The sequence below is a fragment of the Pantoea sp. PA1 genome, from assembly GCF_056856975.1.
In genome coordinates, this window is the sequence record NZ_JBXGEE010000001.1 from 95,102 (window position 1) to 116,368 (window position 21,267).

Sequence of the window (21,267 nt, forward strand, 5' to 3'; positions counted from 1 at the left end):
TACCGCCCCGGTGCGGACGATCTCTCTTTCACGTTTTGGATGAGAAAGGCAGAAAAACAGGCCTTTGCGGCACTCTCCCGGTTGACGGCGGGCAGTGCCTTCCATGCCAGCAAACCCGCCTCGATTCTGGTGCTGCCTGCGGATAACGGCTCGCCGGATGTCAGCGCCACGCATCGCTTAACCTCCCGGCTGAGGTGCCCGTTATCCCTGGGGCAGCTCCAGCTGGCTGTAACCTAATCCATTCATCTTGCGCACTTTAATCTGCACCGGGATGCGCTCCTTCATCGCCTCGACGTGGCTGATCACCCCGATGGTTTTGCCGCTGGCGTTGAGCGCATCCAGGGCATCCAGCGCGGTGTCGAGCGTCTGGGCATCCAGCGTGCCGAATCCCTCATCCAGAAACAGCGATTCGATGCGCGTTTTGTGGCTCACCAGATCGGATAACGCCAGGGCCAGCGCCAGACTGACCAGGAAGCTCTCCCCGCCCGACAGGGTGCGGGTATCGCGTGCGGCATCAGCCTGCCAGGTGTCAACCACATCCAGCTCCAGCTGATCCTGCGCCCGCCGCTGCAGCAGATAGCGGCCATGCAGCCGGTCAAGCTGACGGTTAGCGAGCGCGACCAGATGATCCAGCGTCAGCCCCTGGGCGAAACGCCGGAATTTATCGCCGCTGGCGGAGCCGATCAGGTCGTTGAGCAGGCTCCACTGCGCCAGCGCCACCCCATCCTGTTCTATCTGTGTCATCAGACTCTGCTGCCGGGCACGCAGGCTCGCGTCGCTGTGCAGCTGCTGCTGAATCTGACCCTGCTGGCTGGCGTTGTCGCGCAGCGCCAGTCGTAACTGCTCCAGCTGCTGCGCCAGCGCCTCGGCAGATTCCGGCATCGCGTCGGGCTTTGCCTGCTGATGGGTGCTGAGCCGCTGACGCAGATCCGCCCGTCGCGCCTGCTGCTGCTGGTACTGCTGATCGAGCTGCTGCAGCTGCTGGCGCAGTTGCAGCGCAGTCTGCTCATCCAGCAGCGCCGCGCGCAGGCTGGCTTCATCGGCAAATCCGGCGCGCGCCAGTGCCTGCTGCAGTGTGCTTTCCGCCTCTGCCAGTTTGCTGCTGAGGGTCTGACGCTGATTTTCCAGCCCCGCCAGCTCACCCTGCAGGCGACTGACCTCGGACTGCGCCTGTTGCAGCGCGGTGAGTTGCTGTGCCAGCTGTTCATCAGCGTGCTGAACGCGGGCCTGCAGCTGCTGACGGGCGAGGGTGACCTCGCGATCGCCAAACAGCGCCAGACGCTGCTGACGCATTTCGCTGAGCTGCGCCTGGCTCTGCTGCTGCTGCTGCTGACGAGTCGTGAGCTGCTGCTGTTCCTGTTCAGCCTGCTGCTGCAGGGCAGTGAGCTGGGTTTCCCCTTTCAACAGCTGTGGCTGCAGGTTAGCGAGCAACTGCTCACTCTCCTGCCAGCGCTGCCAGCGCCGCTGTTGCTCCGCCAGCCACGCAGCGCGATCGGCGGCAGCGGGCAGGGCAAGATGGTGTGCGCTGAACTGCTGCTCCAGACGGCTCTGCAACTGCTCCCAGGCCTGCTGTTCCTGCTGCTGACGCTGTTGCAGCACATCCAGCGCCTGTAGCAGGCTGGTCAGCGACTGCTGCGCCAGCTGTTCGGCCTGCTGCTGCTGCTGCCAGGCCTGTAGCTGCTGAAGATGGTGATCTTTCGCAGCCTGAAGGGCCTGGCTTGCGGCTTCCTGAGCCTGTCGCTGCTGCTCAAGCTGACTTTCACGGTCGCTTTGCTGCTGCTGCCACGTGGCTAAGGCCTCGCGATCGGCAAGCGGGAAAGTAAGTGCCAGCTCACCGCTCAGAACCTGCCATTGCTGCTCAAGCTGCTCAAGCTGTTGCTGCATCCCGGCGATTTCCTCGCGCAGCGTCTGCTGCTGTACCGCAGACTGCTTCAGCTGTTCGTTTTTTGCCGTGCCCGCTTCGCGCAGTGCCTCGGTTTGTTGTTGCAGCGCAGCCCGGCGCTGCTGGTTAGCACTGACTTCCAGTGTGCTGTAGGCCCCGACGGCGGGATGGGTGCAGGAGCCGCACAGCGGACAGGGCTGATCGGCGGTGAGCCGGGCGCGGTAGTCGCTGAGATCGACAATCTGCTGCTCCAGCGCGCAGATTTTTTCCACATCGTCCAGCTGCTGTTTTTCGCGTTTCCACGTCTCACGCAGCGTCTGCAATTCCGCTTGGCTCTGCTGATGCGCTTTTTCCAGCGCGTGTAGCCTTTGCTGGCGCTGGTCCAGCTGCTGGTGCAGCGGCTGCCACTGCGTTGAGAGCAGCAGCAGTTGCTGACGCGCCGGACGGCTGCTCTGCAACTGGCTTAACGCCTGACGCACTGCAGCAGGCGGATGCTGCTCCTGAAGCGAAGTTAGTGCTTGCTCCGCCTGCGACAGCGCCTGGCGGGCCTGTTGCTCCGCCTGCTGGCGCGGCAGTGCCTGTCGGGCCTGCTGCTGCTGTTCCGCCTGCTGCGTGGCGATCTGCTGCTGCTGCTGATTGCGCTGTTGCGTCAGTCCCGCCAGCGTCGCTTCACGCTGTGCCAGCAGGGCAAAGTTTTCCTGCCACAGCGGCAGCGAAGCACCCCAGTGCGCCAGATCGGTCAACTGCTCACGTAACTGATGCTGTTCAGCCATCGCCTGCTTCAGGCGGGTCATCTGACGGGTCTGCTCCGCCAGGGTTGCCTGAGTCTGATCAAGATGCTGTTGCTGACGGGCGTTTTCCTGCTGCTGCTCCTCATTGTGCTGCTGCAGGGCGCTGATGCGCTGATCCAGCGGCAACACCTGTTCCGTCAGCAGGGTCTCCTGCTGCTGCTGTTCCTGCTGTGCCTGCTGGCGGGCAAGCTGAGTGGCCGCATAGCGCTGCTGATGCTGCTGATGCTGGCTCTGCGCCTGCTGCTGCTGATCCGTGAGCTGCTGACAGCGATGCGAGACCTGCTGCTGCTCGGTACGCAGGGCGTCGCGCTGCTGCAGCGCGCCCCGCAGTTTTTCAGCCGGTTCGCTGCGTGCCAGCCGCTGGCGATCGGGCTCAGCGGCCTGTAAGGCCGCGCTGGCCTGCTGCAACGCCGCCTCCGCCTGCTCACTCTCCCGCTGTAGCTGCTGTGCCTGTTGCTGCCACTGCTGTTGCTGTTGCGCCTGCTGATAGCGGCTGCTGAGCTGCTGTTCCGCCTGGTCCAGCCCGGTCAGCTGCTGTTGCAGCGCCTCGCGCGCCTCACTCTCCAGCAGGGTCATCGCGCCCGCCTGGCTGCGCAGCAGGTCCAGCTGGGTTTTCGCCTCTTTGTGGCGCTCATAAATGGCGGCTGAGATCAGGCCGTAGATTTCGGTGCCGGTCAGCTCTTCGAGAAGTTCGGCGCGTTCACTGGCTCTGGCATTGAGAAACGCGGCGAACTGGCCCTGAGAGAGCATCATCGAGCGGGTGAAGCGTTCAAAATCGAGCCCGGAGAGGGTTTCCGTCAGCTTCAGCTTGTCACCCACCTTATCGGCCACGATGGTGTTGTCGGCGCAGCGTGCCAGCTCAACGCGCGGGGCCTGCAGCTTGCCGTCGGCGGCACCGCGCGCGCGGTTCTGACTCCAGAAGGCGCGCCAGGCTTCACCCTTAATCTCAAACTCTACCTCAGCCAGACATTCCGCGCAGTCGCGGGTCATCAGCGGGTTCTGGCTCTGGGAGATCGCGCCCAGGCGCGGCGTCTGGTGGTAGAGCGCCAGGCAGATGGCATCCAGCAGGGTGGTTTTCCCGGCACCGGTGGCACCGGTAATGGCGAACAGGCCGTTGCTGGCAAAAGGTTCGGCGCGGAAATCGATAAACCATTCACCGCGCAGGGCATTCAGATTTTTAAAACGTAGCGTAAGGATCTTCATTGGGTCTCTTCCATGGCGGCCAGCGTCTGACGAAACAGGGTGGTCATCTGATCGATCTGCTCCGCCTCTAAGCCCTCATCCAGCGCCAGCCGGCGGGCGAAGACCTCTTCCACCTTCAGCTCGCTCAGGGTTTCATTGTCGAGCCGCGCCAGGCTCTGCTGCCGCTGTTCACGGCTGCGGCGCAATAGCAGCACCTCGACGGGGAGCGTGGCGGTCAGCGTTTCCACCTGCCGTTGCAGATCGCTGAGGTACTCCTGGGTCGTGACTTCGATATCGAGCCAGATCGGTTTCTCCGGCTGCTGCCCGCTGAAGGTGTTTAACTGTTCAGCAATCTGCGCCAGCGATCCTTTCAGCGCCTGCATCGGCTGAGTCTGCGGCACCACCAGCGGGGTGACCGCCTGCAGGCCGCTGGCCGTCAGCTCCAGCAGGAAGACGCTTTTTTCACTGCTCAGCTCATCAAAACTCAGTGGGATCGGTGAGCCGCTGTAGCGGATATGCTCGCTGCCGGCGACGCGCTGCGCGCGATGAATATGGCCCAGCGCAATGTAGTCGGCGGCGGGAAAGGCGCTGGCCGGGAAGGCGTCCAGCGTGCCGATATAGATGTCACGCACCGAATCGCTCTGGCTGACGCCGACGGTGGTGAGATGGCCGGTGGCGATCATCGGCAGCGCATGGCCCAGTGCCTGTGCTGCGGCGAAACGCTGCTGATAGTGGTGAGCGATCGCCTCCAGCAGCGAGGTCTGCTTGTCGCGTCCCGACTGACCCGCCCGGCTGCGCAGGATGTCGCGCGGCCGCAGGTAGGGAATCGCACAAAGCAGCGCCCCCGGTTCACCCTGACGGGTGTTGAGCAGCAGCACATCATCGTCCTGTGGGGTGGCGATCACCCGGGTATTGAGACAGGCGAGCAGCTCGCGCGACTCATTCAGCGTCGCCACGGAGTCGTGGTTGCCCGCCAGCACTATCAGCTGACAGCCGCTGGGCTGCAGCGCCACCACAAAACGGTTGAACATTTCGCGCGCGTAGCTGGGCGGCGTGCCGGTATCAAACAGATCGCCCGCGATAATCAGCGCATCCACCTGATGCTGTTCAATCTGGATCAACAGCCAGTCGAGAAACGCCTGATGTTCGGCCGCCCGGCTTTTGTTGTAGAAGAACTGCCCCAGATGCCAGTCCGCAGTGTGAATAATGCGCATGATGAGTCCCTGCCGTTGTGATTCGCCCGGCGATTATACTGGCTCTGCGGCCAAAGCAAAAAAGAGTCGCTGCACTGTCATAATTGATTACCTATGTGGTTACAGGCAGGTTATGTTTTTCATAAAAGTGTCACAAATCTGACGCATAATGGCGCCGCGAATCTCAGTGACAGCCGTCATAATCAGCAGGAGAAATAATGGCTAAGCGCATTTTGGTTGTGGAGGATGAAGCCCCCATCCGTGAAATGTTGTGTTTTGTTCTGGAGCAGAACGACTATCAGCCAATCGAGGCGGAAGATTATGACAGCGCCGTGGCCAGGCTGATCGAACCCTGGCCCGATCTGATTCTGCTGGACTGGATGTTACCGGGCGGCAGCGGCATTCAGTTTATCAAACACCTGAAGCGTGAGGCGATGACGCGCGACATTCCGGTCATGATGCTGACCGCCCGTGGCGAAGAGGAAGATCGGGTGCGCGGGCTGGAAGTGGGCGCGGATGACTACATTACCAAGCCTTTTTCCCCCAAAGAGCTGATGGCGCGCATTAAAGCGGTGATGCGCCGTATTTCACCAATGGCGGTGGAAGAGGTGATCGAGATGCAGGGGCTGAGTCTGGACCCCTCGTCGCATCGCGTGATGTCCGAAACCACGCCGCTGGAGATGGGCCCGACCGAATATAAGCTGCTGCACTTCTTTATGACGCACCCGGAGCGCGTTTACAGCCGCGAACAGCTGCTGAACCACGTCTGGGGCACCAATGTGTATGTAGAAGATCGCACCGTTGATGTTCACATCCGCCGTTTACGTAAAGCGCTGGAGATCTCCGGCCACGATCGCATGGTACAAACCGTTCGCGGAACAGGGTATCGTTTCTCTGCCCGCTACTGAACGGAGCCTTTACCGTGCTGGAACGCCTCTCCTGGAAGAGATTACTGACAGAACTGCTGCTGGCCTGTCTGCCCGCGCTGCTGCCGGGCCTGCTGTTTGGCGGGCTGGCCTGGTGGCTGCTGCTGAGCGTGCTGCTGGTGCTGCTGTGGCATTTTCATAATCTGATGCGGCTGTCACACTGGCTGTGGCTCGACCGCACCATGACGCCCCCTGCCGGGCGTGCCAGCTGGGAGCCGCTCTTCTATGGGCTTTACCAGATGCAGCTGCGCAACCGGCGGCGGCGGCGCGAACTGGGCAATCTGATCAAGCGTTTCCGCAGCGGTGCCGAATCGCTGCCGGATGCAGTGATCCTCACCACCGAAGAGGGCACCATTTTCTGGTGCAACGGACTGGCGCAGCAGCACCTTGGCCTGCGCTGGCCGGAAGACAATGGCCAGAATATCCTCAACCTGCTGCGTTACCCCGAATTCTCCCGCTATCTTCGCCAGCGCGATTTTGATAAACCCCTGACGCTGGTGCTGAACAATAAACTGCACATGGAATTTCGCGTCATGCCCTACAGTGAAGGGCAGTGGCTGCTGGTGGCGCGCGATGTGACGCAGATGCATCAGCTGGAAGGGGCGCGCCGCAACTTCTTTGCCAATGTCAGTCATGAGCTGCGCACCCCGCTCACGGTGCTGCAGGGCTATCTGGAGATGATGAACGACTCAGTGATGAGCGAACCTTCGCGCAGCAAAGCGCTCCACACCATGTCGGAGCAGACGCACCGCATGGACAGCCTGGTTAAGCAACTGCTGACGCTGTCGCGCATCGAAGCGGCCCCGGCGATCGACCTGAAAGAGAAGGTCGATGTGCCGGTGATGCTGAAACTGCTGCAGCATGAAGCCGCGACGCTGAGCGGCGGCCGCCACGACATCCATTTCCACACCGATCCCCATCTGAAAGTGTTCGGCAACGATGAACAGCTGCGCAGCGCCATCTCCAATCTGGTTTACAACGCGGTGAACCACACGCCAGAGGGCACGCGGATCGATATCAGCTGGCTGCGCGGCAGACAGGGCGCGATTTTCCGGGTCTGTGACAACGGGCCGGGGATCACGCCGGAACACATCCCGCGGCTGACCGAGCGCTTCTACCGGGTCGACAAGGCGCGCTCACGCGCCACCGGTGGCAGCGGGCTGGGGCTGGCGATTGTGAAACATGCCCTGAGCCACCACAACGCGCGGCTCGATATCACCAGCGTGCCGCATAAGGAGACCTGCTTTACCTTTACGCTGCCGGCAAGGTTGATTGTCAGCAGCGTGATGCAGGAGAATGCCGTTCATTAACCGCTGCCGGAACTCTGCCATGCGCCTGCTTCTTCTCTTCCTTATAACGCTGCTGCCGTGTCTGGCGCTGGCTCAGCCCGGCACGCTCGCCGGCAATCTCAGCAGTGTCGGGTCTGATACGCTGGGCTATCTGATGACCCTCTGGAGCGAGGATTTCAGCCGTCAGGCTCCGGGCGTTAACGTGCAGGTGCAGGCCTCCGGCTCCTCTACGGCCCCGACCGCGCTGGCGGCGGGGGCGGCGCAACTCGGCCCGATGAGCCGCCCGATGCAGGCGGATGAACGCCAGGCGTTTGAAGCGCGCTACGGCTACCCGCCGCTGGCGGTGCCGGTGGCCATGGATGCGCTGGTCGTCGTGGTCAACCAGCGTAATCCGCTGCAGCAGATTGCGCCCTCGCAGCTTGATGCCCTCTTTTCAGTGACCCGCCTGTGCGGTGCACACAGTATGCCGCGGTTCTGGGGCGATCTTGGCTTAACCGGCGCTGAGTGGCGTAAACGGCCGATTCAGCGCTATGGCCGCAACTCCGCCTCCGGCACCTGGGGTTTCTTCAAGCAGCAGGCGCTCTGCAAGGGCGATTTTCGCCGCGACGTGGCGGAGTTTCCCGGCTCGGCTGCGGTGGTGCAGGCGGTAGCCGGGAACCCGCGCAGTATTGGCTATGCCAGTTTTGGCTTTCATCTCAGCGGCGTCAAAATGCTGGCGGTGAAGAACGATCAGGGGCAGGCGATTGCCCCGGATGCGGAAGCTATCCGCAGTGGCCGCTATCCCTGGGCGCGTCCGCTCTATCTCTATGTCAATAAAGCGCCCGGTAAGCCGCTGCCGCCGCTGGTGGCCGCGTTTCTGCAGCAGGTGCTTTCCGCGCAGGGACAGCGTCGGGTCAGTGAGGCGGGCTACCTGCCGCTCTCTGACGCGCAGATGGCGCAGGCGCGTGCAGCCCTGCAGTAATCCTCTAAGTTGAATTTTTTTCATCATCGCTGAATTTTCTTCAGTTGCAGACTGAGGCCACTCATGTCACTCTGCATTCAGACATATAGCCATCCAGATGGCTATTTATATCAGAGTGCAATTATTTCCTGCCGCAATGATTGGCAGGAGAGACAGGAGTGATCATGCAAAGAGAAACCGCCCCGTTCCGTGCCGATACCGTTGGCAGCTTCCTCCGTCCCGCCGCGATTAAACAGGCGCGCGAACAGTTTTCAGCCGGCGAGATTGATGCGGCAGCGCTGCGTCAGGTGGAAGATGCGGCCATCCGCGATGTGGTGGCTAAGCAGCGTGAGAACGGCCTGAAAGTCGTGACTGACGGTGAGTTTCGTCGCGGCTGGTGGCACTTCGATTTCTTCTACGGCCTGGACGGCGTCGAGAGCTATGAAGCGGAGCAGGGCATTCAGTTCAATGGCGTGCAGACCAAAGCGCACGGTGTGAAAGTGGTGAGCAAGCTCGGCTTTCCGGCCGATCACCCGATGCTGGACCATTTCCGCTTCCTGCAGAGCATTGCCGGGGATGCGGTGCCGAAGATGACCATTCCCAGCCCCAGCGTGCTGCACTTCCGTGGCGGTCGCAAAGTGATCGACGCGGAGGTCTATCCCGATCTGGCGGACTATTTCGACGATCTGGCGCAGACTTACAAACAGGCGATTCAGGCGTTTTACGCGGCGGGCTGTCGCTATCTGCAGCTGGATGACACCGTCTGGGCTTACCTCTGCTCGGAAGATCAGAAGCGGGATATCCGGGCGCGTGGTGACGATCCGGCGCAGCTGGCGCAGACCTATGCCCGGGTGCTGAACAAAGCGCTGGAGGATAAACCGGCCGATCTGACCGTGGGTCTGCATGTCTGTCGCGGTAATTTCCGCTCAACCTGGATCTCAGAGGGGGGTTACGGACCGGTCGCTGAGATCCTGTTCGGCAGCGTCAACGTAGATGCTTTCTTCCTGGAGTATGACAATGCCCGTTCCGGCGGCTTCGAGCCTCTGCGCTTTATCAAGCCCGGTCATCAGCAGGTGGTGCTGGGGCTGATCACCACGAAAGTGGGAGAGCTGGAAGATCCGGCGCAGGTGAAATCCCGGCTGGAAGAGGCGGCGCAGTTTGTGAGTCTGGAGCAGATCTGCCTCAGTCCGCAGTGCGGCTTTGCGTCGACCGAAGAGGGCAACAGCCTTAGCGAAGCCGAGCAGTGGCAGAAGATTCGACTGGTTGTCGATATCGCGAAACAGGTCTGGTAAGGCTGTAACGTTGTGCAGACAGGCGCGTAAAACGCGCCTTTTGTGTATCTGCCGGTGCGTTTATGCGGATATTTCCCACCGTCTGTCTGTTTTTCAGGCACATCATCTTGTGTGCCTGTGCCAAAAATCAACGCTATCCTCTGTCATTTGAAAAAATGGCGGGATAAGCTTCTGGTTTTCCGATCCCGTATTGCCTTTCTCCGCTATAAACGTTTTACTTAGCGCCGTTGTCGATCCATCCCTCTGTGAACAGAATAAAAGCAGCTCAAATCACCTGCACTTTTCCCTGCGACGAGCATAATGCGCTGAGACACTCAGTCAGGTCGCGGCTTATATGCAGCGAGGGGGACAACACAAACCCAACTTCCACCGCAACATCAGTGACAGGCCGTATGACACATCGTTTAACTTCGAAGGACATTCTCGCGCTGGGCTTTATGACATTCGCCCTGTTTGTTGGCGCGGGCAACATCATTTTCCCTCCTATGGTGGGTATTCAGTCTGGCGAACACGTCTGGACTGCCGCTATCGGATTTCTGCTTACCGCTGTCGGTCTGCCCGTGATGACCGTGATCGCGCTGGCCCGTGTCGGCGGTGGCGTGGATGCGCTCAGCAGCCCGATCGGCAAGGTGGCGGGCATCGTGCTGGCCACCGTCTGCTATCTGGCGGTCGGGCCGCTGTTTGCCACCCCGCGAACGGCGACGGTCTCGTTTGAGATGGGCATCGCCCCCCTGACCGGTGAAGGCGCGCTGCCGCTGTTTATTTACAGCCTGATCTACTTTGTGCTGGTGATTGGCGTGTCGCTCTATCCCGGCAAGCTGCTCGACACGGTAGGGCACTTCCTGGCACCCCTGAAAATCGTTGCGCTGACCATACTGGGCGTCGCCGCGCTGTTGTGGCCGGCAGGCGGGACGATCACCGCCACGGCTGATTATCAGCGTGCGGCCTTCTCCAGCGGTTTCGTCAACGGTTACCTGACCATGGATACCCTGGGCGCGCTGGTGTTTGGCATCGTGATTGTTAACGCCGCCCGTTCGCGTGGCGTGGACAATGCTGCACTGCTGACCCGCTATACCGTACTGGCAGGACTGATTGCCGGTCTGGGCCTGACGCTGGTCTACCTCTGCCTGTTTAAACTGGGGGCGGGCAGCGGCGCGCTGGTGGATCAAAACGCTAACGGCGCAGCGATTCTGCACGCCTATGTTCAGCACACCTTTGGCAACATGGGCAGCTTCTTCCTGGCCGCTCTGATCTTCGTCGCCTGCATGGTGACCGCGGTGGGCCTGACCTGTGCCTGTGCGGAATTTTTTGCGCAATACCTGCCGTTATCGTATAAAACGCTGGTGTTTATTCTGGGTCTGTTCTCTATGGTGGTGTCGAATCTCGGCCTGAGCCACCTGATTCAGATCTCCATCCCGGTACTGACGGCGATCTATCCGCCCTGTATCGTGCTGGTGGTGCTGAGTTTCACCCTCAACTGGTGGAACAAGAGCAGCCGGATTATCGCGCCTGCAATGCTGGTAAGCCTGCTGTTTGGCATTGTCGATGCGATTAAAACGACCGGGTTTAAAGATTTGCTGCCGGCTTTCAGCCAGCATCTGCCGCTGGCCGACCAGGGTCTCGCCTGGCTGCCGCCGTCGCTGGTGATGCTGTTGATTGCCGCTGTGGTTGATCGGGTGAAAGGGCCTGAACAGGTGACGGCTCACTCGTAACAGTCAGCACGGTTTTTTCTTTAACCACGGGCTTGCCCGTGGTTTTTTCATTTCACAGGTACAGGTTGTTATGCAAGAAACCAATAAGCTCAAACGCGGACTGAGCACGCGCCACATCCGCTTTATGGCGCTGGGATCGGCGATTGGCACCGGGCTCTTTTACGGTTCCGCTGACGCGATTAAAATGGCCGGGCCGAGCGTGCTGCTCGCCTATATCATCGGCGGGGCAGTGGCTTACATCATCATGCGCGCGCTGGGTGAGATGTCGGTCAATAATCCTCAGGCCAGCTCCTTCTCCCGTTACGCCCAGGACTATCTGGGGCCGATGGCCGGATACATCACCGGCTGGACCTACTGTTTTGAAATCCTGATTGTGGCGATTGCCGATGTGACGGCGTTTGGCATCTATATGGGCGTCTGGTTCCCGGAGGTGCCGCACTGGATCTGGGTGCTGAGCGTGGTGCTGATCATCGGGGCGGTTAACCTGATGAGCGTCAGGGTGTTTGGCGAGGTGGAGTTCTGGTTCTCCTTCTTCAAGGTCGCCACCATTATCGTGATGATTCTGGCCGGTTTCGGCATGATTATCTGGGGGATTGGCAACGGCGGGCAGCCAACCGGTATCCACAACCTCTGGACCAACGGCGGCTTCTTCGCTCACGGTGTGGTCGGCATGCTGCTGTCGCTGCAGATGGTGATGTTTGCCTACGGCGGCATCGAAATCATCGGCATCACCGCCGGGGAAGCGAAAGAGCCGGAGAAGTCGATTCCGCGCGCGATCAACTCGGTGCCATGGCGCATTCTGGTCTTTTACGTCGGCACGCTGTTTGTGATTATGTCGATCTACCCGTGGAACCAGGTGGGGACGTCGGGCAGCCCGTTTGTGCTGACCTTCCAGCATCTGGGGATCGCCGCGGCCGCCTCGATTCTCAACTTCGTGGTGCTGACCGCGTCACTTTCCGCGATTAACAGCGATGTCTTTGGCGTGGGCCGTATGCTGCACGGCATGGCGCAGCAGGGCCATGCGCCGAAGGTCTTCATGAAGGTTTCCGCACGCGGCATTCCGTGGGTGACGGTCGTGGTGATGATGTTCGCCATGCTGATCGCGGTCTATCTCAATTACCTGATGCCAGAGAAAGTCTTCCTGGTGATCGCCTCGCTGGCGACCTTTGCTACGGTGTGGGTCTGGATCATGATCCTGCTGTCGCAGATCGCGTTCCGCCGCAAAATTGGCAAAGAGGCGGCCGGTAAGCTGCTGTTCGCCTTGCCGGGCGGCAGCTGGACCGCTGGCGTCGGCGTCGCCTTCCTCTGCTTTATTATCGGCCTGATTGGTTATTTCCCCGATACCCGCATTTCACTCTACGTGGGTATGGTGTGGATTGTGCTGCTGCTGCTGGGCTATAAGCTGGTGCGCAAGCCGCGCTAATCTTCCGTTCTGCTCTCCCGATTCACGGGGGAGCAGAACCGGCAATCTCCCGCCTTCATTCTCTTTTCCTCCCGCCTTAATTTCTCAAAGGATGCGCTGTCAGCGCAGAATAAAAGTCATTCCCCGGCAGACGGCGTCAGACAGGCCTGAATGGCCAGAGAAGGGGAGGATAAAAGGAAATAAAAAACGGCGAAACCAGTCGCCGAAAGAATCTAAATATTACAGGAAAAAATGTATAAAGGGATGATTGACGCGGCTATCGTAAAACAAAACGCGGGGCGCTGAAAGCCAGCCGGATTTAATTAAGAAAAGGGCGGAATAGCGCTAATTAACAGGGATTAACATTATTCAGACCGCGTTTTTGTTGCGGCCTGAATATGATTAGCCACAGACTCAGGGCAATATAACGGAAACCGGCAGCGTAGCGCTGTTGTCGATGTTTTTCTGCAGTTGTGTCAGCGTGGATTGATAAGGGCAGAGCAGGCCCACACTGGTATCCCTGCAGCCAGGCTGATGCCACGCCTGATGTAATAACGGGTGTTTTTCATCAACCGGTTGCAGCCGGCGGAGATCATCCAGGCTTTGCGCCTGAAAGTAGATCTGCAAAAAACGTTCCCCGCTTCGCGTGTCGCGCCAGCGCTCCAGCACCAGACTGCCGCCTGGCGGAATATTCCCGCGTGAATAGCCTGGCAATGCCCAGTCAAAGCCCATCAGCGTGCGCACCATGGCAATATTGGTGTCGTGCGCCACCAGAATTAACCAGCGGGTCGGCGACGTGTCAGAGCCAATCGCCTGCAGCATTGTGCTGAGCAGGATCGAGCCACGGCGCTGGGCCAGATAAAGGATATCGTTACTGAGGTCGTAGTTTGCGGTCAGCAGTGGCAGCAGCGAGGTGATCTGCGCCGCCGAGGTGATGTGTCCCCAGGCGAGCTGATCAGACGGAAGATTTTCGCTGTAGCCCAGGCGCAGCGTCTCCACCATGCTGGCCATCGCGCTCAGCCCCTCAACGTAACTGCCGCCGTTGCGGGTCTGTCTGAACTGCCAGGGGCGATCGAAGAACGTGCAGCGGGACGCAGGCGGGCAGACCGCCGCTCTGAGCTGCTGAATTGCCGGTTGCAGCTGCTTTTGCCACTGTGCCAGATCGCCTGCCTTCTGCTGCTTAGCCGCCAGCGCCCGGGCGGGATCGATGTGGGTGAGCGGCAGTTTGTCGCTCTGAAACAGGGGATCGACCTCGCCCGCGACGTGATGCACCGGCACGCCGCAGCCGGGAAAGGCGCCGTCAGTCAGTGCCGCCGCGGTGGCGCGGGTGCGCTGCAACGGACTGGCCCGCACATAGACCTGCGCCGCATCGGGGCAGCCCGCCGCCAGCAGGCCGAGCTGGCGATAGTGATCGCCCTGCCAGCGCCCCTTATTCACGACCGCGCTGTAGCCATGTCCGGTCAGCTCCCCATCGGCGGTGGTCCACACCGTCCAGGATTGCTCACTGGCCGCCTCAATCTCTTTGCGGTTTCCCGGCGTCGGTGGCCGCACGCCGTGGCGGCTCAGCTCGACCACCTTCTCCAGCTGATACTCAGCCGCCTGTGACGTCGTGCTCAGCAGACAGAGAGCGGCGAGAATAAGCGCGCACCGACGCAGCCGTAACCGGATCATCTACTCATCCAGAGCGGGATTACCCGTCAGCGCTTTAATCTGTGGATAGAGGGCCGCATTGGCCAGCAGAACCGGATTACCGTTTTTCAGCCCGTCGTTACGCAGGTAGTCGTTGGTGACGCCGCCCGCTTCGCGCATCAGGACAATGCCCGGCAGACTATCCCAGGGATGCATGTGCGCTTCGTAATAGCCTATCAGGCGTCCAGCAGCAGCCCAGGCGCTGGTCAGCGCGCCGGACCCTACCCGAATAAACATGCCACCCTGCTCAATCAGGCCGGTGATGAGGCGCGAGACGCTTTCGCCGCCGGTGCGGCTGGAGTTGCTGATACCCAGCAGCCCTTCGTCAAGCCGCTCTGCCGCATGGACCTGCAGGCGGCTTTCGTTAAGCCACGCCCCGTGGTTTTTGCGGGCATGAAACAGCTCCTGATGATTGGGGTCGCAGATCACGCCGATCACCGGTTCGCCCTCGAAGACCACCGCCAGCGACACGCACCAGTTAGGCAGGCCGTTGACGAAGCAGGCGGTGCCGTCGATGGGATCGATGACCCAGACAAAGGGGGCGCCCTGAACCTCGCCACCGCTCTCTTCGCCGTAGACGGCATCGTCAGGAAAACGTTCAGCGATTAATGTTTTAAGCAGCGCTTCCACGTTGCGGTCAGCCTCGCTCACCACATCCTGTAAATCCCTTTTGTGTTCCACCACCAGTGTCTGACGCTGCTGATACCATGACAGGGCCCGGCTGCCCGCCGCACGGGCGATGTCGCAGGCGTAACGGTAACGCGCGTCAATTTCAGATTGCGAAGCGGATGACATCTTTTCCTCTTATGATTTTGTGCCATAACGAACGGAAGGCGCGCCTGAACAGGCGGTCTGGCTGTGCTGTTAACGTAACTATTGTTAAGAAAGGCTTCATTAAGCCGCAGTTAGCGGGCAATGGCAAGATGGCGCAGGGGCGGACGACGGGCTTTTTCAGCGGGCAGGCGCCCGCATCTTCCCGGTGCGGCAGCAGAGGATCGGGTTTTACAGGGTGCGGCTGGTCGCCAGCGCCATTAAACGCGGATAAAAAACAAAAAACAGCGCTTCCAGCTGTTCGTAGTGTTCAGTGAAATCCTGGTAGGAGTCGCGCAGTGCCGCCAGACGCGGACGGCGGCTGGCCATGCCATGGAGGACCCGCTCCAGCCGCGCGGGCTGGGCATAATGCTCAAACCAGCGCTCGCGCCACATCACCGCGTTAAGTTCCTGAAAATCGACCGGCGTCTCCGCGAGGTGCGGCACGATTTCGCGCTCGGCGGCGGCAGAAAACTGCGCCAGCGTCTGGCCGGGCATGAACTGCTGCCAGTGACGGGCCAGAAAATGGTCCCAGATGACGTCCAGCGTAATCGGGGCCACGCGATAGGTTTCAGCACGGAACAGCTGACGGGCGCTGCGCACTTCCGGCAGCGTGTCGGTCATGACGTCAAGACGCCGGTGCATGAGGATGCCGTCTGCGACAGGCGCAGACCAGTGCTGGTGCGGGTTACCCCGCACAAAGTCAGCCATTAGATTGCCGAGCAGGGAGCTGTCGGCCAGCTGAGCCAGATGGAGATGAGCAAGAAAGTTCATGCCGCATTATAGGCTGAACTGCCTTTGCGCAGCCAGCTGTTCAGAATTGGTCGATTTTCCGCTAAACTGTGCCGCCTGTTTTTGCCTGAGAAAGAACACTTCAATGCGTGTCGCCGATTTTGCTTTTGAATTGCCCGAATCCCTGATTGCTCACTATCCCCAGGCGCAGCGCAGCGGCTGCCGTCTGCTGTCGCTCGACGGTCCCAGCGGCGCACTGACGCACGGGGTCTTTACCGACGTGCTGGATAAGCTGAATCCAGGCGATCTGCTGGTGTTCAACAATACCCGTGTGATCCCGGCGCGCGTCTTTGGCCGCAAAGCCAGCGGCGGCAAAATCGAGATGCTGGTCGAGCGGATGCTCGACGACAAGCGTGTGCTGGCACATGTGCGCGCCTCAAAAGCGCCGAAGCCGGGTGCAGCGCTACTGCTGGGCGAAGATGAGAGCGTGAAAGCGACCATGGTGGCCCGCCACGATGCGCTGTTTGAGATTGAATTTGATGATGAGCGCGCGGTACTCGATATTCTGAACAGCGTGGGCCATATGCCCCTGCCGCCCTATATCGATCGGCCGGACGAAGAGGCCGACCGCGAGCTTTATCAGACCGTCTACAGCGCCCGTCCGGGGGCCGTCGCGGCACCCACAGCCGGTCTGCATTTTGATGAGCCGCTGTTGCAGGCGCTGAAAGAGAAAGGCATTGAGATGGCGTTTGTGACGCTGCATGTCGGGGCGGGAACCTTCCAGCCGGTGCGTGTCGAAACCATCGAAGAGCATCACATGCACGCGGAATATGCCGAAGTACCGCAGGAGGTGGTTGATGCGGTGCTGGCCTGCAAGGCGCGCGGCAATAAGGTGGTTGCGGTGGGCACCACCTCCGTCCGGTCGCTGGAGAGCGCAGCCAAAGCGAGCCAGGATGCCCTGATCGCGCCATTCTTCGACGATACCCAGATTTTTATCTATCCGGGCTATGAGTATCAGGTGATCGACGCGCTCATCACCAACTTCCATCTGCCTGAATCGACCCTGATTATGCTGGTCTCGGCCTTCGCCGGGTATCAGCACACCATGGCCGCGTACCGCGCTGCCGTGGCTGAGCAATATCGTTTCTTCAGTTATGGCGACGCGATGTTTATCAGCAAAAATCCGCAGGCGCCGCTGGAAAAAGTGGGCGACTGATTTATCAACCGATAGCCGGAATCGCGCTCTGCGTGACAGAAGGCTATCTGCATCGGACTGTTTCTCCGATGTATCGGTTTCCAGCGGCTGCGGAAACTAGATTAATATCATTTCAATACATCAACTTACGAGAGTTATCCTGCCAGATTCACTCTCGTAATTTCCTTCCTGTGCCAGAAATGTGACAACGCCGCTAAATCTGCTCAAATGTTCACCACTCAGATGCGCGTATTTGTTCACCATCTCCAGCTTCTCCCATCCTCCCAATTCCTTCAGAACCATCAGCGGCGTTCCGTCCTGAACATGCCAGCTCGCCCAGGTATGTCTCAGGTCGTGAAACCGGAAATCCTTTATCCCTGAAAGCTTCAGCGCCCGGGTGAAATCACTTCGCACGAAATAGTCGTGAAATGTTCCATCGGAAGAAAAAACATATTCGAAACCGCGGGGGATCCGATTCAGAATCTGTACAGCCTCATCACTCAGGGGCAACTGTCTTGCCCGCCCCGACTTGGCGACTTCCGCTTTCACCACTGCACGCCGCCGCCCTAAGTCGATATCCTGCCAGGTGAGGGACAGAATCTCCCGCAGTCGCGCGCCGGTCAGCAGAGCGAATGAGCACAGGTTTCTCATCCACTCATGCTGAAGGTTTCCGATAAGCGATCTGGCATCGTTCTTATCGAGCCACCTCACGCGCACCTTTGGCTCACGCATTGTCTGCGCGTAGGGTATCTGGTCAATCCATCCGCTCTTATAGGCTAGCGAGAAACCCCGCATGATGAATGCCCGGTAGCGGTTCTTCGTCGCGTTAGAGAGGCGCTTGTGGGTTATGCGGCTGTGAGTGGGAAGATTTTCCGTAATCTCCTCGCCGCTCACAGATGAAACCAGTCGACCCTCAAAAAGACCATGCCAGTAGCGGGCATAGATTTTGATGTTCTCGATGTTGGCGTTATCCTCAGCGTCACGGAGCGCCAGCATGATCAGGTCTTCAAACAGGCGTTCCGGCCTCTTATCCAGATTCTTCACAGCCCACGCTTCATGCTTCAGCTTGTCGTGCAGCTGCTGTGCCTTCTCTTTTTCTTTGGTGCCAGCAGAGCGTCTAATTCGCGAGCCGTCTGGCTTCGATATATCAATCCAGTACGTGTTACCTCGTTTGTAGATCGGCATTTCCTCTTCTCCTTACCGCCTACAACAGCCAGCCGGAAAACATTGTTGTCGTTTGCTGCCTGCTGTTCAAACTTTTTCATGCTCTCTGAATTGGCACGCCAGCAGCCGCCCACCTTGAACATGTGGAATCGGGCCGGGTCGCGATAGATAGTTGACGCTGACACTCTGATAAGCGCAGCGTACTCTCTGACTTTCATGAATGCCTCGTCCGGCATATCTACTCCTTATACGGCCAGCACAGAGCCAGCAGGATGCAAATTAAAAAGGCGAGCCACATGAGGAACTCGCCGGGGGAAATGTCGTGGATGGTGTTCATTTGCGGTTTCGCCGCTTTTTAGACAGCCTCTTCAGTGCCGCAGCATTTGTTGGCCTGCCTCCAGGAGCCGAAGGGTATGAGGTCCAGTGATACTGTGGTGGCACCCATGCTTTTGCAGCAAAGGCCATTGAGGCGATGATAGCCGGGGCGAACATGCCGATTCTGGACATAACAACTCCTCACGCAGCGCGCGATAGTGAATAGGGTGGGTGGGGGATTAGGCTGCAGAAACTGCTAGATTGCGGTACCCGGTGCGCTCACAAGCCACCTGGTAAATGGCTAGGTCTTTCTCAATGCCAATGAATGCGCGCCCTGACTCCTGACAGGCGACGCCAGCGGTGCCGCTACCCATAGTGAAATCGAGCACGGTATCGCCGGGATTGCTGTAGGTTTCGATTAGGTATCGGAGTAGCGCTACTGGCTTTTGAGTGGGGTGGTAATTTCCCTTCTGTTTGTCGCTCGAGAAAAACTGAACATCGCGCGGGTACCGCGAAGTCGAGTCGTATTCTGTTAAGGTGTAAGCCTTGCCGTAGCATTCAGAATTGACTGCCTTGCGCTTACTGGTTCTGCGCTCATGTCCGTGAGTGAATTGCGGGTTGTATGTTGGCTGGCGGCGATAGAAGACTTCGATATTTTCATGGGCGCGCAATGGCTGCCTTTTGGCATTCAGAAAGCCGGTGGCATTCCCTTTCTCCCATATCCACTCACTGCGCCAGTGCTTAAGGTTGCTGGCAACTAAAACGCTAGTGAATGGCTGAGCTGAAAAGATGACGATCGGCGCGTTTTCCTTGGCTACCCGATAAATCTCTGACCACATGCGCTCGAGGTCTAGCACTGAATCCCATTTGCATTCCGTGGTGCCGTATGGAACATCAGCGCATACAAGGTCGATGCTTCCAGTCTCAATGGCGGGCAGAACATCGAAGCAGTCTCCGCAGTGGAGTTCAATCATGCCACTTTCCTCTGCTTCTTAGCGCGCTCAATGCGCTCATAGTCTTCCCGGCACTCTGGTGAGCAGAAGCATCCGGCCGGCACCGCCTCTTCGCAGTAATAGCAGGCGCCGGTAAACAACATTTCTGGATGCTTTCGGTTAGCCAGGGCAATCTCAATCATCTGCTGCTCGCGTTCTGCGGCTTCATCTGCTGGGTCTGGAAAGTTCATAATTACCTCCAAATTTTGGGCGTAAAAAAACCTGCCGGAGCAGGTCTGTTTTTTCTGTCAGAGACTCACATTTATTTCGCACTAAATAAGTGATAACCCTGACTTGTTATGTCGCGCATAGCGCTATCGGCATCAACACCAATAATTCGACATTGATTTGGGGACCGCATATCGAATGTGTCTATGCTGGAATAGGATTTTCCACCCATTTTCAGTACGCCATCAGGAAGGCTGGCCCCTGAAATGACTATCATGAAATTGCCTTTTGTCTTTTTACAGCGGCAAACATCAACAATCACTTGCCTTCCTCCTTCTGATAAACCGGGTCAGTGCCGCGCGGAAACTGCAGCGAAGCATTCCTGTAATGCTGCAATCTCTCCCTGAAATACTCTCTCATCGCCTCAGGCTGCTGCATCTCAACTTCATGCGGGATAACAGGCTGATTCATACGCTCCTTGTAAGCGACTCCTGACGCGGCTAAATCCACGTTAATCCTGTCGCGCTCTTCTCTGCTGCGTGCTGCTAAGTTGTGTGACATGGCGATGTCCTCCTGTGGGGAGTATATCGCGCAGAGGTTATTCCGGAAGGTTTGGTTTTTTAAATTTGTCGGGAAGAGTGCCGCCTTCAATCTCCTTTATTATCTGCTGGCAGGCATCATCAAGGCCATCAAGATATGGTTCATAATCGTCGAAGTTCGCCAACTCAGACAGCCTCTCCCTGGCTTGCTGGTTTTTGTCGATTACTATTTGAACGCCCTGAACCCTGAATTTATCTGCAGCCTTACGCAGCGCCAGCAGCTCCTTTGCCATATCCATAACCTCTTTCCTCGTTAGCGCCCATTCATCGTTTCGAGCAATACAGTCAAGAATTGAATCACTAATCATTTCGCCTCCTTGATGTCAGCACGCAGGTGTAATTCCGTCCCGTCAGGCAGCTTAAAAACTTTGATATCATCACTGTTCATTAGATGCATAGCGGCTGCATAGAGCACCTGGCCGGTCACATCTTCTTTTGGGCCGACAAACTGGCGTGCATCCAGAGCCATACCTCTGACTGCTTTGCTGCGTCCGGCGAAGATGGTGTTCGTAAGTGGGCTGACGCCGATCGTTAATGGATTGCTCATTCTCTTACCCCTTATGCCGCTGTCAGGCTCAATGCCGCGGCGAAAATAGTTAGTCCAGGCAGCCCGGATTGAGCCCCAGCGCAATTACACGCGCCCGGCGTTTTGCCGCGATGATCGCTTCCTTTCGGCGCTGCTCATCGAATCCACCGCCGCTGATGATGATTGGCACCGAGTTAAGCGGCACCAGTCGCTTAGGCTTGCGCTCCAGCGTGTAGGTATGGTCAAACACTCTGCCAACCTTCACAGGGTCGGATGAGGTGATAGAGATTGATTTGCATGGCTTAAGGCATTCGCGCATCTGGTGGTTAAACTCAGCGAGCGTCATATGAAAAAGGGCGCATAATTCGCGCCCGGTCATTGGTCTTTTTGATAGCTTGAAGGTGACTTTCTCTTTAAATCCGCTGTTCGGGTGATTGTTGCGCCGGTACTGAGCGAGTTTTCGCATGG

The 21,267-nt window shown here is 58.7% G+C and carries 21 protein-coding genes; 8 read left to right on the plus strand and 13 right to left on the minus strand.

Features of this window, described 5'->3' with window-relative positions; translation table 11 throughout:
• Positions 1-39: 39 nt before the first annotated feature.
• Positions 40-237, plus strand: a complete 198-nt coding sequence (locus tag AC1V0D_RS00500) for a GNA1162 family protein (protein ID WP_476639997.1) — start codon at positions 40-42, stop codon at positions 235-237.
• Here AC1V0D_RS00500 and AC1V0D_RS00505 read toward each other — a convergent pair.
• Positions 202-3,876 (minus strand): SbcC/MukB-like Walker B domain-containing protein, encoded by a 3,675-nt coding sequence (locus AC1V0D_RS00505; RefSeq protein WP_482906806.1) that lies wholly within the window; start codon positions 3,874-3,876, stop codon positions 202-204. The genes AC1V0D_RS00500 and AC1V0D_RS00505 overlap by 36 nt on opposite strands.
• Positions 3,873-5,069, minus strand: a complete 1,197-nt coding sequence (gene sbcD / locus AC1V0D_RS00510; protein WP_482906807.1) for an exonuclease subunit SbcD — start codon at positions 5,067-5,069, stop codon at positions 3,873-3,875. The genes AC1V0D_RS00505 and sbcD overlap by 4 nt, the downstream gene beginning before the upstream one ends.
• 197 nt (positions 5,070-5,266) lie before the next feature.
• On the opposite strand from sbcD, the gene phoB reads away from it, so the two are divergent.
• The 6 genes from phoB (at position 5,267) to proY (ending at position 12,630) form a co-directional block, all read left to right on the plus strand.
• Complete coding sequence (phoB, locus tag AC1V0D_RS00515) at positions 5,267-5,956, plus strand: phosphate response regulator transcription factor PhoB (protein ID WP_009091780.1); 690 nt, start codon at positions 5,267-5,269, stop codon at positions 5,954-5,956.
• Positions 5,957-5,970: 14 nt separating this feature from the next.
• Positions 5,971-7,284, plus strand: coding sequence for a phosphate regulon sensor histidine kinase PhoR (gene phoR / locus AC1V0D_RS00520; RefSeq protein WP_482906808.1), 1,314 nt, complete (start codon positions 5,971-5,973; stop codon positions 7,282-7,284).
• Between the two features lie 19 nt (positions 7,285-7,303).
• On the plus strand, positions 7,304-8,224 hold the full coding sequence (locus AC1V0D_RS00525; protein ID WP_482906809.1) for a PstS family phosphate ABC transporter substrate-binding protein: 921 nt from the start codon (positions 7,304-7,306) through the stop codon (positions 8,222-8,224).
• Between the two features lie 164 nt (positions 8,225-8,388).
• Entirely contained in the window at positions 8,389-9,495 is a 1,107-nt protein-coding gene (locus AC1V0D_RS00530) for a cobalamin-independent methionine synthase II family protein (protein WP_482906810.1), read from the plus strand.
• A gap of 392 nt (positions 9,496-9,887) precedes the next feature.
• Positions 9,888-11,207: a branched-chain amino acid transporter carrier protein BrnQ gene (gene brnQ, locus AC1V0D_RS00535; RefSeq protein ID WP_009091772.1), complete on the plus strand. Its 1,320-nt coding sequence runs from the start codon at positions 9,888-9,890 to the stop codon at positions 11,205-11,207.
• Between the two features lie 70 nt (positions 11,208-11,277).
• On the plus strand, positions 11,278-12,630 hold the full coding sequence (gene proY / locus AC1V0D_RS00540; protein WP_009091770.1) for a proline-specific permease ProY: 1,353 nt from the start codon (positions 11,278-11,280) through the stop codon (positions 12,628-12,630).
• 393 nt (positions 12,631-13,023) lie between these two features.
• On the opposite strand, the gene AC1V0D_RS00545 is transcribed toward proY, so the two are convergent.
• The 3 genes from AC1V0D_RS00545 to AC1V0D_RS00555 form a co-directional block, all read right to left on the minus strand.
• Positions 13,024-14,280: a histidine-type phosphatase gene (locus tag AC1V0D_RS00545; RefSeq protein ID WP_482906811.1), complete on the minus strand. Its 1,257-nt coding sequence runs from the start codon at positions 14,278-14,280 to the stop codon at positions 13,024-13,026.
• A complete protein-coding gene (locus AC1V0D_RS00550) occupies positions 14,281-15,093 on the minus strand; it encodes an inositol monophosphatase family protein (protein ID WP_482906812.1) in 813 nt (270 codons plus the stop codon). It lies immediately after the preceding gene.
• A gap of 207 nt (positions 15,094-15,300) precedes the next feature.
• On the minus strand, positions 15,301-15,882 hold the full coding sequence (locus AC1V0D_RS00555) for an acyl carrier protein phosphodiesterase (RefSeq protein ID WP_009091765.1): 582 nt from the start codon (positions 15,880-15,882) through the stop codon (positions 15,301-15,303).
• A 103-nt stretch (positions 15,883-15,985) separates the two neighbouring features.
• Here AC1V0D_RS00555 and queA point away from each other — a divergent pair, with 103 nt between their 5' ends.
• Complete coding sequence (gene queA, locus AC1V0D_RS00560) at positions 15,986-17,056, plus strand: tRNA preQ1(34) S-adenosylmethionine ribosyltransferase-isomerase QueA (protein ID WP_009091763.1); 1,071 nt, start codon at positions 15,986-15,988, stop codon at positions 17,054-17,056.
• A 120-nt stretch (positions 17,057-17,176) separates the two neighbouring features.
• On the opposite strand, the gene AC1V0D_RS00565 is transcribed toward queA, so the two are convergent.
• From AC1V0D_RS00565 to AC1V0D_RS00600, 8 genes are all read right to left on the minus strand, one after another.
• On the minus strand, positions 17,177-18,220 hold the full coding sequence (locus AC1V0D_RS00565) for a site-specific integrase (protein WP_482906813.1): 1,044 nt from the start codon (positions 18,218-18,220) through the stop codon (positions 17,177-17,179).
• Positions 18,221-18,753: 533 nt separating this feature from the next.
• A complete protein-coding gene (locus AC1V0D_RS00570) occupies positions 18,754-19,488 on the minus strand; it encodes a DNA-methyltransferase (RefSeq protein ID WP_482906814.1) in 735 nt (244 codons plus the stop codon).
• Complete coding sequence (locus tag AC1V0D_RS00575) at positions 19,485-19,697, minus strand: hypothetical protein (protein WP_482906815.1); 213 nt, start codon at positions 19,695-19,697, stop codon at positions 19,485-19,487. The genes AC1V0D_RS00570 and AC1V0D_RS00575 overlap by 4 nt, the downstream gene beginning before the upstream one ends.
• 71 nt (positions 19,698-19,768) lie before the next feature.
• Positions 19,769-19,996 carry a hypothetical protein gene (locus AC1V0D_RS00580; protein ID WP_482906816.1) on the minus strand — a complete coding sequence of 76 codons (228 nt, stop codon included), beginning with the start codon at positions 19,994-19,996 and terminating at the stop codon, positions 19,769-19,771.
• Complete coding sequence (locus AC1V0D_RS00585) at positions 19,993-20,235, minus strand: DNA polymerase III subunit theta (RefSeq protein ID WP_482906817.1); 243 nt, start codon at positions 20,233-20,235, stop codon at positions 19,993-19,995. Before AC1V0D_RS00585 ends, AC1V0D_RS00580 begins: the two co-directional genes overlap by 4 nt.
• A gap of 37 nt (positions 20,236-20,272) precedes the next feature.
• Positions 20,273-20,581, minus strand: a complete 309-nt coding sequence (locus AC1V0D_RS00590; protein ID WP_482906818.1) for a hypothetical protein — start codon at positions 20,579-20,581, stop codon at positions 20,273-20,275.
• Complete coding sequence (locus tag AC1V0D_RS00595; protein WP_482906819.1) at positions 20,578-20,820, minus strand: DUF7446 family protein; 243 nt, start codon at positions 20,818-20,820, stop codon at positions 20,578-20,580. The genes AC1V0D_RS00590 and AC1V0D_RS00595 overlap by 4 nt, the downstream gene beginning before the upstream one ends.
• A gap of 49 nt (positions 20,821-20,869) precedes the next feature.
• Positions 20,870-21,265 (minus strand): hypothetical protein, encoded by a 396-nt coding sequence (locus AC1V0D_RS00600; protein WP_482906820.1) that lies wholly within the window; start codon positions 21,263-21,265, stop codon positions 20,870-20,872.
• Positions 21,266-21,267: the final 2 nt, after the last annotated feature.

Bases quoted from the DNA above. Each gene is read 5' to 3' on its own strand.
- AC1V0D_RS00600 (WP_482906820.1), bottom strand. From the start codon at position 21,265: ATGCGAAAACTCGCTCAGTACCGGCGCAACAATCACCCGAACAGCGGA.
- AC1V0D_RS00585 (WP_482906817.1), bottom strand. From the start codon at position 20,235: ATGTCACACAACTTAGCAGCACGCAGCAGAGAAGAGCGCGACAGGATT.
- AC1V0D_RS00570 (WP_482906814.1), bottom strand. From the start codon at position 19,488: ATGATTGAACTCCACTGCGGAGACTGCTTCGATGTTCTGCCCGCCATT.
- AC1V0D_RS00595 (WP_482906819.1), bottom strand. From the start codon at position 20,820: ATGAGCAATCCATTAACGATCGGCGTCAGCCCACTTACGAACACCATC.
- AC1V0D_RS00565 (WP_482906813.1), bottom strand. From the start codon at position 18,220: ATGCCGATCTACAAACGAGGTAACACGTACTGGATTGATATATCGAAG.
- AC1V0D_RS00590 (WP_482906818.1), bottom strand. From the start codon at position 20,581: ATGATTAGTGATTCAATTCTTGACTGTATTGCTCGAAACGATGAATGG.
- phoB (WP_009091780.1), top strand. From the start codon at position 5,267: ATGGCTAAGCGCATTTTGGTTGTGGAGGATGAAGCCCCCATCCGTGAA.
- AC1V0D_RS00545 (WP_482906811.1), bottom strand. From the start codon at position 14,280: ATGATCCGGTTACGGCTGCGTCGGTGCGCGCTTATTCTCGCCGCTCTC.
- brnQ (WP_009091772.1), top strand. From the start codon at position 9,888: ATGACACATCGTTTAACTTCGAAGGACATTCTCGCGCTGGGCTTTATG.
- AC1V0D_RS00575 (WP_482906815.1), bottom strand. From the start codon at position 19,697: ATGAACTTTCCAGACCCAGCAGATGAAGCCGCAGAACGCGAGCAGCAG.
- AC1V0D_RS00505 (WP_482906806.1), bottom strand. From the start codon at position 3,876: ATGAAGATCCTTACGCTACGTTTTAAAAATCTGAATGCCCTGCGCGGT.
- proY (WP_009091770.1), top strand. From the start codon at position 11,278: ATGCAAGAAACCAATAAGCTCAAACGCGGACTGAGCACGCGCCACATC.
- AC1V0D_RS00500 (WP_476639997.1), top strand. From the start codon at position 40: ATGAGAAAGGCAGAAAAACAGGCCTTTGCGGCACTCTCCCGGTTGACG.
- AC1V0D_RS00550 (WP_482906812.1), bottom strand. From the start codon at position 15,093: ATGTCATCCGCTTCGCAATCTGAAATTGACGCGCGTTACCGTTACGCC.
- sbcD (WP_482906807.1), bottom strand. From the start codon at position 5,069: ATGCGCATTATTCACACTGCGGACTGGCATCTGGGGCAGTTCTTCTAC.
- AC1V0D_RS00525 (WP_482906809.1), top strand. From the start codon at position 7,304: ATGCGCCTGCTTCTTCTCTTCCTTATAACGCTGCTGCCGTGTCTGGCG.
- AC1V0D_RS00530 (WP_482906810.1), top strand. From the start codon at position 8,389: ATGCAAAGAGAAACCGCCCCGTTCCGTGCCGATACCGTTGGCAGCTTC.
- AC1V0D_RS00555 (WP_009091765.1), bottom strand. From the start codon at position 15,882: ATGAACTTTCTTGCTCATCTCCATCTGGCTCAGCTGGCCGACAGCTCC.
- queA (WP_009091763.1), top strand. From the start codon at position 15,986: ATGCGTGTCGCCGATTTTGCTTTTGAATTGCCCGAATCCCTGATTGCT.